The organism is Streptomyces albiaxialis, from assembly GCF_039530985.1.
Taxonomy (GTDB): Bacteria; Actinomycetota; Actinomycetes; order Streptomycetales; family Streptomycetaceae; genus Streptomyces; species Streptomyces albiaxialis.
This window is the reverse complement of the sequence record NZ_BAAAPE010000001.1, coordinates 887,208-901,270: the sequence shown is the minus strand read 5'-3', so window position 1 is coordinate 901,270 and position 14,063 is coordinate 887,208. Positions and strand designations below refer to the sequence as shown.

At 76.1% G+C, this 14,063-nt stretch carries 11 protein-coding genes and 1 pseudogene; 9 read left to right on the top strand and 3 right to left on the bottom strand.

Features of this window, described 5'->3' with window-relative positions:
* Window positions 1–18: 18 nt before the first annotated feature.
* Window positions 19–189, top strand: a complete 171-nt coding sequence (locus ABD343_RS03915; RefSeq protein WP_344523937.1) for a hypothetical protein — start codon at window positions 19–21, stop codon at window positions 187–189.
* Window positions 190–578: 389 nt separating this feature from the next.
* On the opposite strand, the gene ABD343_RS03910 is transcribed toward ABD343_RS03915, so the two are convergent.
* The gene (locus ABD343_RS03910; protein WP_344523935.1) at window positions 579–1,874 is read right to left on the bottom strand and encodes an APC family permease; all 1,296 of its coding nucleotides are present in this window, start codon (window positions 1,872–1,874) and stop codon (window positions 579–581) included.
* A 105-nt stretch (window positions 1,875–1,979) separates the two neighbouring features.
* On the opposite strand from ABD343_RS03910, the gene ABD343_RS03905 reads away from it, so the two are divergent.
* The 7 genes and pseudogenes from ABD343_RS03905 to ABD343_RS03875 form a co-directional block, all read left to right on the top strand.
* Window positions 1,980–2,492 carry an Lrp/AsnC family transcriptional regulator gene (locus ABD343_RS03905; RefSeq protein WP_344523933.1) on the top strand — a complete coding sequence of 171 codons (513 nt, stop codon included), beginning with the start codon at window positions 1,980–1,982 and terminating at the stop codon, window positions 2,490–2,492.
* Complete coding sequence (locus ABD343_RS03900) at window positions 2,483–3,190, top strand: response regulator (RefSeq protein WP_344524381.1); 708 nt, start codon at window positions 2,483–2,485, stop codon at window positions 3,188–3,190. The genes ABD343_RS03905 and ABD343_RS03900 overlap by 10 nt, the downstream gene beginning before the upstream one ends.
* Window positions 3,187–4,311, top strand: a complete 1,125-nt coding sequence (locus ABD343_RS03895; protein ID WP_344523931.1) for a sensor histidine kinase — start codon at window positions 3,187–3,189, stop codon at window positions 4,309–4,311. Before ABD343_RS03900 ends, ABD343_RS03895 begins: the two co-directional genes overlap by 4 nt.
* 164 nt (window positions 4,312–4,475) lie before the next feature.
* Window positions 4,476–5,348 (top strand): ABC transporter ATP-binding protein, encoded by an 873-nt coding sequence (locus ABD343_RS03890; RefSeq protein WP_344523929.1) that lies wholly within the window; start codon window positions 4,476–4,478, stop codon window positions 5,346–5,348.
* Complete coding sequence (locus ABD343_RS03885) at window positions 5,345–6,925, top strand: hypothetical protein (RefSeq protein ID WP_344523927.1); 1,581 nt, start codon at window positions 5,345–5,347, stop codon at window positions 6,923–6,925. The genes ABD343_RS03890 and ABD343_RS03885 overlap by 4 nt, the downstream gene beginning before the upstream one ends.
* A gap of 1,123 nt (window positions 6,926–8,048) precedes the next feature.
* Window positions 8,049–8,630, top strand: a complete 582-nt coding sequence (locus ABD343_RS03880) for a hypothetical protein (RefSeq protein ID WP_344523925.1) — start codon at window positions 8,049–8,051, stop codon at window positions 8,628–8,630.
* 82 nt (window positions 8,631–8,712) lie between these two features.
* Window positions 8,713–10,440, top strand: a pseudogene (locus ABD343_RS03875) (isocitrate lyase/phosphoenolpyruvate mutase family protein); the annotation flags it as partial.
* Here ABD343_RS03875 and ABD343_RS03870 read toward each other — a convergent pair.
* On the bottom strand, window positions 10,321–11,910 hold the full coding sequence (locus ABD343_RS03870; protein WP_344524379.1) for an MFS transporter: 1,590 nt from the start codon (window positions 11,908–11,910) through the stop codon (window positions 10,321–10,323). The pseudogene ABD343_RS03875 and the gene ABD343_RS03870 overlap by 120 nt on opposite strands.
* A 137-nt stretch (window positions 11,911–12,047) precedes the next feature.
* Between ABD343_RS03870 and ABD343_RS03865 the strand changes: the two genes are divergently transcribed.
* Window positions 12,048–12,935 carry a LysR family transcriptional regulator gene (locus tag ABD343_RS03865; protein WP_344523923.1) on the top strand — a complete coding sequence of 296 codons (888 nt, stop codon included), beginning with the start codon at window positions 12,048–12,050 and terminating at the stop codon, window positions 12,933–12,935.
* 21 nt (window positions 12,936–12,956) lie between these two features.
* On the opposite strand, the gene ABD343_RS03860 is transcribed toward ABD343_RS03865, so the two are convergent.
* Window positions 12,957–13,982: a 2-dehydropantoate 2-reductase gene (locus ABD343_RS03860; RefSeq protein WP_344523921.1), complete on the bottom strand. Its 1,026-nt coding sequence runs from the start codon at window positions 13,980–13,982 to the stop codon at window positions 12,957–12,959.
* Window positions 13,983–14,063 lie beyond the last annotated feature (81 nt).

The window sequence follows — 14,063 nt, the reverse complement described above, 5'->3', positions numbered from 1 at the left end:
GCCGCCGTCCGCACTGCCGTGGCCGCCGTCGCCGCCGCTGTGCTGACCGGTCCACTCGCCGCCCCGTCCGCTGCCGCCGCACTCCCCGACCCGGCTCCGGGCGGGCCCGCGCACCCCGGGGAACCGGAGGTCGAAGGGCCGGTCGACATCGACACGCTCGACGCGGCCGTCCAGTCCTGGACGAGCTGATCGTTCCGAGCGCCGACCCGCCTCAGGACCGCCCGGCGGTCAGCCGGTTCACGGTGACGTTCGGCGCCGTCCGGGAGGCGGACGGGACGAAGCACAGCTTCGCGCAGAGCACGGCTCCGCCCGGGAAGCCCTGGGCTTCGGGCTCTGGAGCCGGTTCGTCACCGGTCAGGTCGCCCTCCCCACGGCCCGCGGCTGACGCCCGACGGCAGGCGGGCGCAGCCACGGGCCCGTACGGGGACGTCAGCCGGTCTCGGGGACGCGCGTGACCTCGCGTGCGACGGCCACGAGGTTCGCTACAGCACGGGCGCGTCCGGGGACGCGGCGCTGGGCACGCGAGGGCGCGCCTACGCCGGACCAGCGGTCCCCGGCGGGGGCGGCTTGCGGCGTCGTCAATCCGCGCGGACGCGGGCGCGCCCGCGTGGCCGTCGTGACCGGTCGGGCTCCGTGCCGGACAGGCCGGAGCCGCTGCCGTCACCGCTGCCGCCGGAGCGCTCTCGCGCGCCCAGCGCCGCCACCGTCGCCACAGCGCCCGCCGCCGGAGCAGCCCAGCCGCAGGTGGCCAGCAGCAGGGCCACCAGGGCGCAGGCCACGGCGGAGACGGCGCGGTAGCCGCCGGTCAGCAGGCGGGTCGCCGCCGCAGTGCACGTCAGATAGACGAGCAGGAAGAGCGCCGTCGGCACCGTCACCAGGGCCTCCGGGGTGACCGCGCCCGCGCCCGCCAGGGACAGCAGCGCCGCGCCCGCGACGCCGATCGCCAGCGTCAGCGCGCGGGAGGCGCCCCGGCCCGCCGCCCGGGGCGACAGCTCGGCGGCCAGCGCCGCGGCGCCCGTCAGATAGGCGTTGGTCGCGGCCAGCGTCAGCGCCACCGCCATGGCCGCCGCGACCGCGGGGCCCGCGCCGCCGATCGCCAGCTCCAGCAGGTCGGCCAGCGGGACCTCGCCGCCCGCGTCCGGGCCCAGCGCGCCCACCGTCGCGCAGGCCAGGCCGAGGTAGAGCGCGGCCGTCACCGTGAAGGCGAGGACCATGACGCGCGGCAGCGTCCGGCGCGGGTCGCGCAGCCGCACGGTCAGCGGCGCGACCGCCTCCCAGCCGACGAACGACAGCATCAGCAGCGAGGCGGCCCGGGTCACCCCCGACCAGCCCTGGGGCGCGAACGGCTCCCAGTGCGCGGCCCGTACCGACCCGGCCGAGCCCGCCACCGCGAGGACGACCAGGACCGTCAGGCCTGACACCAGTGCGAGCTGCACGCCCGTGCCCGTACGCGCGCCCGCGAGCCGCATCGCGAGGACCACCGCCAGCAGTGCCGCCGACGCCACGAAGGTGCCGGTGCGGCCGGTGCCGGTCAGCTCCGCCACGTACGTGCCGCCGATCCAGCACACCACCGGGGCGCCCGCGACCACGCCCGCCAGGAAGGACCACGCGGTCGCGCGACCGGCCCGCGCCCCGAGCCCGGCCGCCGCGTATCCGGCGACGCCGCTGCCCGAGCCGACGCGGGTGCCGAGCCCGCTGAACACCGCCGCCAGCAGCGCCGACAGCACCAGCAGTCCGGCCCACGCGAGGACCGAGGCGGGACCGGCGGCGCGCGCCGCCAGGCCGGGCAGCAGGAGCAGGCCGGGGCCGAGGAGGGCACCGATGTAGAGGGAGGCGGCACGGGTCGTGGACAGGGAGGTGTCGGGTGGAGTCATGGCGGCAGAATGGCCCGGAAGGCGCCGCACGCGGTGTCGAGTTCGGTCGTGCCGGCGGGCTTCCGCACAATTCCGTGCCGCGAATGCGGGATTACGCTGCACAGCATGCCGAAGCCTTCCTCCCGCCCCGCCTACGACCGTGTGGACCGCGAGATCCTCGCCCATCTCCAGCGCGCCGGGCGCATCCCGAACGTCGAGCTGGCCGAGGCCGTCCGCCTCTCCCCCTCCGCCTGCCTGCGCCGCACCAAGGCGCTGGAGGCCGACGGGCTCATCGAGGGATACCGCGCCGATCTCGACCGGGCCCGGCTCGGCCTCGGGCTGACCGTCTTCGTCTCGCTCAAGGTCGACCAGCACTCGCGCGCCGTCTCCCGCCAGATCGAGGACGCGCTCACCGCGCTGCCCGCCGTCGTCGCCTGCCATGTCGTCTCCGGCGCCGACGCGGACTTCCTGCTGGAGCTGGTCGTCCCGGACCTCGCCGCGTACGAGCGGGTGCTGCTCGACGACATCCTCGGCATCCACCCCGTGCGCGACGCGCACAGCTCCTTCGCGATCCGGACGACGCTGAGCCGGGGCCCGCTCCCGCTCGACCACTGGCCGCCGAAGGGGGAATCCGCGTGAGCGCGCCGATCCGCGTCCTGGTCGCCGACGACCAGGAGATGGTCCGGCGCGGCATCCGCCGCATCCTCTCCGGCCAGGACGACATCGAGGTCGTGGGCGAGGCGGCCGACGGCGAGGCGGCCCTCGCGCAGGCCCGCGCGCTGCGGCCCGACGTCGCGCTCGTGGACGTCCGTATGCCGCGCCTCGACGGCATCGAGGTCACCCGCCGCCTCTGCGGGGGCCCCGAGGGCGTACGGGTCGTGGTCGTGACCACCTTCGACCTGGACGAGTACGTCTACCCGGCGCTCCGGTACGGCGCCTCCGGCTTCCTGCTCAAGCGGTCGGGGCCAGCGCTGCTGGTGGAGGCGGTACGGGCGGCCGTCGCGGGGGACAGCCTGATCAGCCCCTCGGTCACGGTCCGCCTCCTCAAGCACGTCACCGGAGGGCCCGCCTCCGCCCACGCCTCCGGCCCCGGCCCCGGCCCGAGGGCTCCGAAGGCGCCCGCGCCGCCGCACGAGGAACTCACCGCGCGCGAGAAGGAGATCGCCGGGCACGTCGCGCAGGGCCTCACCAACGCCGACATCGCCCGTGCCCTCTTCATCTCGCCGGGCACGGTCAAGACCCACGTCGCCGCGATCCAGCGCAAGCTCGGCGCCCGCAACCGGGTGGGCGTCGCCGTCCACGCCTGGGAGATGGGGTACGCGGAGGGCACGCCGTGACGGGGCCGCCCCCCGTGACGCCCGTGGCGCGGGACAGGGGGCGGCTGGTCCTCGCCGGGCTCGCCGCAGCCGTCGTCCTGCTGCCCTCGCTCGCGGGGCTGCCCTTCGCGCTCGTGGTCGCCGTACCGTCCGCGGGCGCGGCGTTCGCGGCCCTGCTGCCCGGCACCGTACGGGCCGCGCCGCTCGTCGCCGGTGCCGCCCTGCTCTCGCTCGGCGCCGACGTCGCGTTCCACGGGCCCAAGGCGCAGCTCGTGCTGTGGGCGCTGGTGGAGTTCCCGGCGCTGCTCGTGCTCACCGGGCGGGCCGTACGGCGGGCTCCCGAGCGGCAGGCGGCCGGGGCCGGGGCGCTGGCCGTGTGCGCGCTGGTGGCACTGCCCGTGCGGTTCCTGTTCGCGCACCCCGGCGCCGAGGGCCAGGCGGTGGCCCTCACCTGCGCGCTCGCCCTCTTCCCGGCAAGCTGCGCGGTGGGCGTCGGGCTGTACTTCCGTACGCTCGACAACCGCCGGGCCCGTGCCGTCTCCGACGCGCTGCGCGCCCAGCGGCTCGAAGTCGCCGCCGACCTGCACGACTTCGTCGCGCACGAGCTGACGGGCATCGTGCTGGAGGCCCAGGCAGCCCGTTTCGGGGGCGGCGAGGAGGACGACCGCGAGGCGCTGTCCCGTATCGAGGCGGCGGGGACGCGGGCGCTGGACTCCATGGACCACACGGTGCGTTCGCTGCGGACCGAGTCGGCGCCCGTACGGGTCAGGGGCCTCGCCGACCTTCCGGAAACGGTCGGCCATGTGCCGGGCGCGCGGCTCGACCTCGCCGACGACGTGTCCGGCACGCTCTCGCGCGCCGCCGAGGACGCCCTGCACCGGGTGGTGACGGAGGCGCTGACGAACGTACGGCGGCACGCGCCCGGCGCGCGGGCCGTACGGGTACGGGTCGCGCGGTGCGCGGACGGCGTCGAGGCGGCCGTCACGGACGACGGCGGGGCGCCCGTGGGCAGGAAGCGCGCGCGGGACGGCGGCGGCACCGGCCTCGCGGGGCTCGCGGCGCGCGTCGAGGCGCTGGGCGGAACGCTGGAGTGGGGGCCGCACGGGGACGGCTGGCGGGTACGGGCGACGCTGCCCCGCTGACGCGGGCCCGAAGCGGGCGCGGGCGCCGAAGCGGGCGCGGGCGCTGACGTGGGGGCGGGCGCTGAGGCGGGGGCGCGATATCTGCCGTTCGGCAGATGTGCGGGACCGGTGTCCCGGCGCAGGCTCGGGGGCGTACCGAAAGCAGCCTGCCGGGAGGAAACCGCGTGTTCGAGCTCGTCGACGTCAGCAAGACGTACCGGGGCGGGAAGCGTGCCGTCGACGGCGTGACGCTGCGGATGGGGCCCGGGATGGTGGGACTGCTGGGCCCCAACGGCGCGGGCAAGTCCTCGCTCATGCGCGTCGCGGCGACCGTGACCCGCCCGACGGCGGGGCGCGTGCTCTTCCACGGGGAGGACGCCGTCGCGCGGCCCGGCGCCCTGCGGGCCCGGCTCGGGTACCTGCCACAGGACTTCGGGGTCTATCCCAACCTCTCCGCGCGGGAGTTCCTCTCGTACCTCGCCGCCGCGAAGGGCCTGCGGGCCCGTGCCGCGCGGGCGCGGATCGAGGAGCTGCTGCACCTCGTCAACCTCGCCGAGACGGGCAAGCGCCCCCTCGGCGCGTACTCCGGCGGCATGCTGCGCCGCGTCGGCATCGCGCAGGCGCTCCTCGCCGACCCGCAGGTGCTGATCGTGGACGAGCCGACGGCGGGGCTCGACCCGGAGGAACGGGTGCGGTTCCGCAACCTGCTGAGCGACCTGGCCGCCGACCGCGTCGTGATGCTCTCCACGCACATCGTCTCCGACGTCGAGTCCGTGGCCCGCGACATCGCCGTCGTCGCGGGCGGGCGGCTGCTGCGCCGGGCCACGCCCGAGCAACTGCTGCGCGAGACCGCCGGGATGGTGTGGGAGCTGACGATCCCGCCGGACGCGCTCACGGCCGTACGGGCGCGGCACCTGGTCAGCCGGATGGTGCGCACGGCGGAGGGCGTGCGCGTACGGGTGCTGTCGCACACCTGCCCGCAGGCCGGCGCCGCGCCCGCCGTGCCGGACCTGGAGGACGCCTACCTGGCCGTCGTGAACGCGGGGGTGACCCTGTGAACGGCGCCTGGGGTGTGGCGGTCGCCGACTTCCGGGACCGGGTGCGGCGGCCCGCGTACCTGGTCATCCTGCTCGCCGCCGTGGGGCTCGGCTATCTCGCCGTGCCGGACACGGAATCGCACTGGGCGATCCTCCAGATCGGCCCGTTCCGAGGCCGCTACACCAGCGCGTACGTCGGCTTCGCGACCTCGCTCGCCGGGGCGCTGTGGCTGGCGCTCGGCGGGTTCTACGTCGTACGAGGGCCGGTCACGCGCGATGAGGCGGGCGGCGTCGGCAGGCTCCTGGCGGCCACGCCGCTGCGCGGCCTCACGTACTTCGCGGGCAAGCTGCTGAGCAACGTGCTCGTCCTCGCGTCGATGCTCGGCGTGCTGGCGGTGACCGCGCTCGCGATGCAGCTCCTGCGCGGCGAGTCGTACGCGGTGCGTCCGGGCGAACTGCTGCTGCCGTTCGTGGTGATCGCGCTGCCGCTGGCCGTGGTGACCGGTGCCGCCGCGCTGCTGATGGAGGCGGTGCCGGGGCTGCGCGGCGGGCTCGGCAACGTCGTGTGGTTCTTCGTGTGGATGGTGCTGGTCCTCGGCGGCCAGGGCGCGCTCGGCACGGACGTCGCGGCGGACTCGATGCGGGAGGCGCTGCGCGGCGAGGACGTGCGCGGCGGGGAGTTCAGCCTCGGCTTCACCTACGTCGAGAAGCCGCTGTCCCCCTTCGACTGGGGCGGCTTCACGCCGGACACCGGCTTTCTGCTGGGCCGCGCGGCGCTGATGGCGGGCGCCGTGGCGTGCGCGCTGCTGCCCGCGCTCTGGTTCACCCGCTTCGACCCGGCGCGCGCGAGGGCGAAGGAGGCGGCGGCGGAGGGCACGGGCACGCGGGGGCGGCGTGAGGAGTCCCGCGTGGCCTGGTCGGCGCCCCCGTCCGGGCTGCCCGTGACCCCGGCGCGCACCGGCGGGCCCGCGCTGCCCCGGCTGCTCGGCGGTGAACTGCGGGTGCTGGTGCGGGGGGTGTCCCCCTGGTGGTGGGCGGGTGCCGCGCTGATCTCGCTCACCGCGCTGGCCGCGACCGGCAGCGGCGCCACGCGCGTCGTGCTGCCCATGGCGTGGGTGTGGCCCGTCGTGCTGTGGTCGAGGCTGGGCACGCAGGCGCGCGAGCACGGTGTCGAGGCGCTGCTGGGCGCCGCGCCCCGCCCCGCGCGGCGGGTCTGCGCCGAGTGGGCGGCGGGCGTCGCGCTCACCGCCGTGCTCGGGCTGGGCCCGCTCGTGGTGCTCGTGCGCGACGGGGAGGGGCACGGGGTCGCGTCCTGGGCGGCGGGCGCGCTGTTCGTGCCCGCGCTGGCGCTCGCGCTGGGCACGGTGAGCCGCACGCACCGGCTCTTCCAGGCCGTCTATCTGCCCCTCTGGTACGTCGTCGTCAACGGGATGCCCCCGCTCGACTACATGGGCGCGACCCGCGCGCCCGGCGAACCGGCCCTCGTGCCCCCGGCGTTGGTGGCGGCGCTGGCCGTGGCGCTGCTGGCGGTGGCGGTGTGCTCGGCGGGCGTCGTCGCGCGCAGGAGGAGCTCGGCGCCCAGCTCGGTGACCGTGTGACGGCTGGTCCTGCCCGAGCGGACGGTCGCGATGAGCCCGCCGCCGCGCAGGACCTTCGCGTGCTCGCTGGCCGAGGGGGACGAGAGCCCGGCACGGCGGGCGAGTGCGCCGGTGGACAGCCCGTCGTACGCGGCGACCGTTTCGAGGACGGCGGCGCGGCTGTGCCCGAGCAGCGCGGCGAGCCCGCTCTCGCCGGTCCCGGCGGCGGAACGGCCGGAACGGCCGGAACGGGCGGAGAGGGCGGCACGGTCCGAACGGGCGGGCCGGGTCGGCACCTCGTAGAAGAGCGCGGGCTGCTCGTCGTCCGGGTCGCACGGGAAGTACGCGGAGAACGCGGCGGGCGCCAGCAGCAGTCCCCGGCCCCGCAGTTCGTAGTCGGGGCCCGCGACGTCCTCGATCTCCAGGAAGGGCGGGCGCCAGTGGAAGGCGGGCCCGAGTCCTTCGAGCACGCGCTCGACTCCGCCGTCCCGCCACTGCCGGGCCCGGGCGGCGAGGTCGGCGTCGAGGCCCGCCGCCATGCCGTGCCAGTACGGCGCGAGGGCCACCCGGTGGTAGGCGCGGACGGACGCGACCAGCCCGTTCGCCGTGCCGTCGTCCCCGTCCGCGAGATCGCCCGCCCAGCGGGGCATCTCCCGGTGCCGTGCCACGTACGCGAGGTCGGCGCGGAGCGCGGAGCGCGGGGTGGCGCGCAGACGCGCCAACTCGGCGTTCAGAGAGGGCAGTCCCTCGTACGGGCGCAGGAAGCGCGGGATCGGGTGCGAGGGTTCGCTCGCCGCCAGCTCGCTGAACATGGGCGGCCGGGGCTGCCGCCACGCGGCCCGTACGGTGCGGCGCCACAGGTCGATCGAGGGCTCGGTGCGGGTGGGCGGCCGGGAGAGCCGGTAGGCGCTGAACGTGGCCGTGGCGAGCGGGCTGGGGCGGCTGCCGAGCCGCGTCCTGGCGAGGTCGCCGACCGTGAAATGGATCCGCAATTCCCTTCGTCCTCCCCCTGCGCGAGTCCGTCCGGAGGCGCCGGTCCGGAGGCGCCGGTCCGGACGTGCCGATACGGACGCCGCGGTCCGGACGTGTCGGTCACGGCCGAATCGTCTTTCCCGGCACGTCCCCCTCCCGGCACCGTAGGCCCATGAGCACGCGGAGGAGAACACGGGCGCTCGCCGTGCTCGCCGCGGGTGCCGCCGTCACCTGGCTGCTGACGGCGGCACCCGGCGCGAACGCGGGACAGGGCGCGGACGGCGAGAGGACGCGCGGCGAGAGGACGGGCGGCGGACTGCACGGGCCGTACGTCACCCACCCGGAGATGAAGCCGCGCGACAACCCGGCGGGGGACGTGTGCCCGTTCGACATGCACACCGAATTCCCCGTCGCCGACCTGACGTTGCGGACCTGGAAGAACGACGCGGGCGACCCCGTGTTCGGGATCGAGAGCGGCCCCCTGGTGGCGCGCGTGACGAACACCGAGACCGGCGAGACCGTCGAGCGCGACATCTCCGGCACGGGCACGCACACGTACCCCGACAAGAACACGGACATCCTCAGCGGTACCGACTGGGCCGGGGTGCTGCACAAGGGCGACAAGCCCGCGAACAAGCTGATCATCGCGCGCGGTTACCTGTCCATCAAGATCACCACCGAGGGCGACCGTACGAAGCGTGAGGTCCTCGCGCTGGACGGAGAGTACGAGGACCTCTGCGAGACGCTGTCCTGAACCGTGGGAGGCCGGTGCGGGAACGGCGTCGCCACCCCTCACTTCGGCGGGGGCCGAAGTGAGGGGGGCCTAGCGTCGGAGCATGAGCACGCACGGGACGCACGGGAACGACCGCCAGGGGGACGTGGTCCTCGACCGCCACGGGGACGTGGTCCTCGACCGTCACGAGGAGATCGTCCTCGACCGCTACGAGGACGTCGTCGCCGCGCTCGCGGACCCGGCGCTCGTTCCGGAGCCGCCCCTTCCGCCGGACGGCGGGCAGCGGGGGGCCGGGGCTCCGGGGACCATGGCGTGGCTGCGGGCGACGGTCGCGCGGTTCTGCGCGGGGGAGGCGCACGCGCGGCGCCGGGCGCTGGTGGAGGGCGAGTTGGCGCGGCTCGCGCCGGACTCGCTGCGGCGCGCCGCCGCGGCCCGGCCCGGCCTCGGCGACGACCGGCTGACGGCGGTCGGCGCGCTCGCCGCGTGCCTGGGGTACGGGGACCCCGAGGGCGTCGCGCGTGCCGTGGTCGTCGTCGCGGGCGGCTACTTCGGCGGGGACGGCCCGGACCCGGCGGGCGACGAGGCGGTGGCCTGGCTGCTGCCGCGCGTCGGGGGCGAAGCGGAACTGGCGGCGAACCGCATCGGGCTCCTCGTGCAGGCGTGCGACGCGACGGCCGCGCTGGTCGCGCGGGCGCGGCGTGGGCGGCGCGAGGGCGAGGACGTGGGCACGCTCCTCGCCCGTACGCTCCGGGAGGATCCGCCGCTCCGGACGATGCGGCGGCGGGCCGCCTCGGCCACGCGGGTCGGCGTGGCGTCGATCGCGCCGGGCGACACGGTGCTGCTCCGCACGGCGGAGGCGGCGCCCCCTTCGGTGACCCTCGCGTTCGGTGCGGCTCCCCGCCCCTGCCCGGGCCGACCCCACGCCTTGGCCCTGGCCACGGCCATCCTGTCCGCGGATGCCGACCTGCCGCCGGGTACGGGGTGCCCCGCCGCTGCTTCGCGGTCTGCGGCCGCGTCGTGGCCGCTCGCGCAGTTCCCCGCGCCCCTGGAGGGGCACGCCCAGGAGCCGGGAAGCGCCCCGGAGGGGTGGCTTCTGGGGCGCGGGGAACTGCGCGCTGAGCCACCGCGCACCGGTGGTCTGCGGCGTGCGGGCGGGGGCAGGACGGGCGCGGCGCCCAGGGACGGCGCGGCGTTCGCCGCCCTGCACAAGGGGCCGTCCGCGCCGCTGCTGATGCCGAACGCCTGGGACCACGCCTCGGCGGCGGCACTCGCCGCACAGGGGTTCAGGGTGATCGGGACGACCAGCCTCGGCGTGGCCGCCGCGGCCGGTGCGAAGGACGGGGCAGGGGCCCGGCGGGCCCGCGAGGAGACCGTACGGCTGGCACACCGGCTGCGCGGCGCGGCATGCGCGCTGTCCGTGGACATCGAGGGCGGGTTCAGCGACGACCCGTCGGCCGTCGCCGCGCTCGCGCGCGAGCTGAGCGAGGCGGGGGCCGTCGGCATCAACCTGGAGGACGCCCTCGGGCCGCCCGCCGCCCACGCGGAGAAGATCGCCGCCGTGAAGGAGGCCGCGCCGGGCCTCTTCGTCAACGCCCGCACCGACACCCACTGGCTCCCCGGCCCCGCCGGGGACCGGCGGCTGGACGAGGCGCTCGAACGGCTCGCCGTCTACGAACGCGCGGGCGCCGATGGCGCGTTCGTCCCCGGCGTCTCAGACCCGGCAGACCTCGCCCGGCTGGTCGCCGCCCTCGGCGTCCCGCTCAACGTTCTGCACACCCCTGCCCTGCCCCCGCTCCCCGTGCTGGCCGAGCTGGGGGTGGGCCGGGTGAGCCTCGGCTCGCTGCTCTTCCGCCGGGCGCTCGGTGCCGCCGTCGAGGCCGCCGTCGCCGTGCGCGAGGGGCGTCCCGTCGCCGGGCACGTGCCGTCGTACGGCGACGTGGTGGCGCTTGAACAGGGCGGCGCCGTTGACGAGGGCCGCCAGCAGGGCGATGAGGAAGGGGACGAGGAGCGCGGCGCGGTATCCGTCGAGGGCGGCTGAGGGCGAGCCGCCGTGCGTGGCCGCGACGTTGACGGCCGCGGCGGAGGAGAGGCCGAGGGCCGCGCCGAACTGGAAGCAGGTGTAGAAGAGGCTGCCCGCGAGGCCCTGCTCGTCCTCCCGGATGCCCGTCGTCACCTGGATCGTGAGCGGCCCGTACACCAGTGCGAAGGCGAGGCCCATCAGGATGAGGCTCGGCAGCATCGCGAGGTACGTCCAGTCGGCGCCGAGCGGCAGGAACAGCCCGTAGGCGAGCGTGGCCGCCAGCAGCCCGGCGAAGATGACCCGGGCGTGGCCGAAGCGCCGTACCAGCACGGGGGTCAGGGTCGGCGACAGGATCGCGTCGGCGCCCGCGACCAGCATCGCGAGGCTGGTCTCCATCGTGCTCCAGCCCCGCAGCTCCTGGAGGTAGAGCACGACGAGGAACTGGAAGCCGAAGAACCCGGCGGCCAGGAGCATTCCGGAGACGTTGGCGCGGAGGAGCGCGGCCGAGCGGAGGATGCCGAGGCGGATCAGCGGCGCCGCCGAGCGGCGTTCGACGGCGACGAAGACGGCGAGGAGGGCGAGGCCCGCGGCCACCGTGAGCGCGGTGACGCCCGGCGTGGCGTGCGGGGCGCGCTCCACACCGAGGACGAGCAGCACGATCGCCGCCGTGACGGCCACGCCGCCCGCGACGTCGAAGCGCTGCCCGGGCTCCCGTACGGGCGGCTGGGCCCTGGGGATCCAGACGAGCGCGGCGGCGAGGACCACCGCCGAGATCACGACCGGCGCGAAGAAGACCCAGCGCCATCCGGCGGTGGTGAGCAGCCCGCCGATGACGAGCCCGCTGGCGAAGCCGCCGGCGCCGGTCCCGGAGTAGATCAGCAGCGCCCTGTCGCGCGGCGGGCCCTCCGCGAAACCGGTGGTGATGAGGGAGAGGCCCGCCGGGGTCATGAACGCCGCCGCGACACCCGACACGAAGCGGGCCACGATCAGCATCCAGCCCTCCGTCGCGAAGCCGCCGAGGCCGGAGAAGACCAGGAAGACGGCGAGCCAGGACACGAACATCCGGCGCCGCCCGAACAGGTCGGCCGCGCGCCCGCCCAGCAGCATGAAGCCGCCGTAGCCGAGCACGTAGGCGCTCATCACCCACTGCAGCTCGCCGGTGGCCATGCCCATGTCGGCCCGGATCTCGGGCAGGGCGACGTTGAGCATCGCGATGTCGATGCCTTCGAGGAAGATCGCTCCGCACAGGACGAAGAGGACGCCGACCTCGCGCCGCGACATGCGGACGGGGGCAGGGCCTGAGGTGGTGGTGGACATGTCCTCAACCCTCGGGCGCGGGCGGAGGGGGAACAACGGCGAACATCGCAATGTTCGGTAAGCCAGGCTTACCGAACATCCTGGGCGGGAGGGGCGAGCGCATGGAGCGCGAGGAGGTGGAGGTGCTGCTGATCCTCGCCGAGGAGCTGCACTTCGGGCGTACGGCGGAGCGGATGCGGCTCTCCCGCGCCCGGGTCAGCCAGCTCGTCCAGCGGCTCGAACGCCGCGTGGGGGCGCCCCTGTTCGTCCGTACGAGCCGCCGGGTGGTCCTCACCGCGCTCGGCGCCGCGCTCCGCGACGAGCTGGAGCCGCACCACCGCGCGATCGACGCCGCGCTCGCCCGCGCCGCCGCCTCGGCCCGCGCCGTCGAGGGCACGCTGAACGTCGGCTTCTCCGGCCCCCTCGCGGGCGAGGCCGTGATGCGGACCGCCGACGCGCTGGGCGCCCGCCACCCGGGGGTGGAGGTGCATGTGTGCGAGGTGCCGTTCGCCGACCCGTACAGCGCGCTGCGCGAGGGGATCTACGACACGCAGCTCGTCGAACTCCCCGTCGGCGGCACCGAGTCCGACCTCGCGAGCGGCCCCGTGCTGTTCACCGAGGCCCGGGTGCTGGCCGTCGGCAGGTCCCATCCGCTCGCCTCGCGCCCCGTGGCCTCCCTGGAGGACCTGGCCGACGTCCCGGTCCTCACCGTCGACGCCCCGCTCCCCGCCGCCTGCCGCGTCCTGCTCGCCCCGGAGCGCACCCCGTCGGGCCGCCCGGTGCCGCAGGGCCCCGCGGTGTCCAACGCCCAGGAGGCCCTGGTCTTCGTCGCCGCCGAGAAGGGCGCCTGGCTCACCGCGGCGCACGCCGCGACGTACCACCCCTGGCCCGGCGTCACCTACGTGCCGCTCGCCGACGCCGAACCGCTCGCGTACGGGCTGGTGTGGCGGCAGACCCACCACACCCCCACGGTCCGGGCCTTCGCCCACACGGCCCGCGAGGTGCTCTGAGCCGCCGCCGTCCCGTGGCGCTCAGCCCTGGGTGAGCGCGGCCAGCAGCTCCGGGCCCGGCCAGGACGGGGGCTCGCCCGCGCGTTCGGCCTCGTGGACGAGGGCGGTCATACGGGCGTTCGCGGGGGCCTCCAGGCCGTGCGCCGCGGCGAGGGCCACGATCTCGCCCTGGAGGGTGTCGATCTCGGTGGGACGGCCGCGCTGGAAGTCCTCCCACATCGAGGAACGGGCCGTCGCGTCGATGTCGAGGCTCGCGGCGGCCAGTTGGCGGTAGTCGTCATCGGGGAGGCGCAGCACGTCGATGATCAGGTCGGGCGCGGCCGGGCCGAGGTGCGCGGGCTCGACGCCCGCCGCGCGGAAGACGGCCAGCGCCTCCTCCTGGCACTGCGCGAGGCACCGGCGGTACGCGCGCTGGGCGAGCTGCTCGCGCAGGGGCAGCCCGGAGAGCGCGTTGACCGCGTTGTTGAGGTTCAGCAGCAGCTTCCCGTACTGCACTTCCCGCATGTCCGCCCGCGTCTCCGCCTCCAGCCCGGCGTCCCGCAGCGCCCCGGCGAGCCGCGCGCCCGCCGCGCCCTCGTCGAGCATCAGCGCGCCGCCCACGCCGCGGTGGTACGTGCCGGGCCCGACGCCCAGCACGTTGTACGGCACCATCCCGGTCAGCACCTCGTGGCCGGGGAGGGCCTCGCGCAGGATGCCGGGGTTGCGCAGCCCGTTCTGGAAGCTGACGATCACGGCGCCGTCCCGCAGGTGCGGGCGTATCGCCTCGGCGGCCTCCCGCGTGGCCGCCGACTTCACGGTGACCAGCACGTAGTCGGCGTCCCGGACGCCCGTCGCGTCGCTCGCGGTGCGCAGCGCGCCCGGCTTCACGCGCAGCTCGTCCGCGTCCGAGGCGGTCAGCGTCAGCCCGCGCTCCCGTACGGTCTCCATCGCGGCGGCCCTCCCGACGAGCGTCACGTCGCAGACGCCCGCGAGATGGCCGCCGACGTAGCACCCGACGCTTCCGGCCCCGAAGACGGCGACGTTCAGCACAGCAGCAGCATCAGTCATGGCCGGAGTCTGTCAGGGGCGGGGGCGCCGGTGAACGGCACGGACGCGACGTCCTGAAGGGGAGCCCCCGAAGGGGAATGT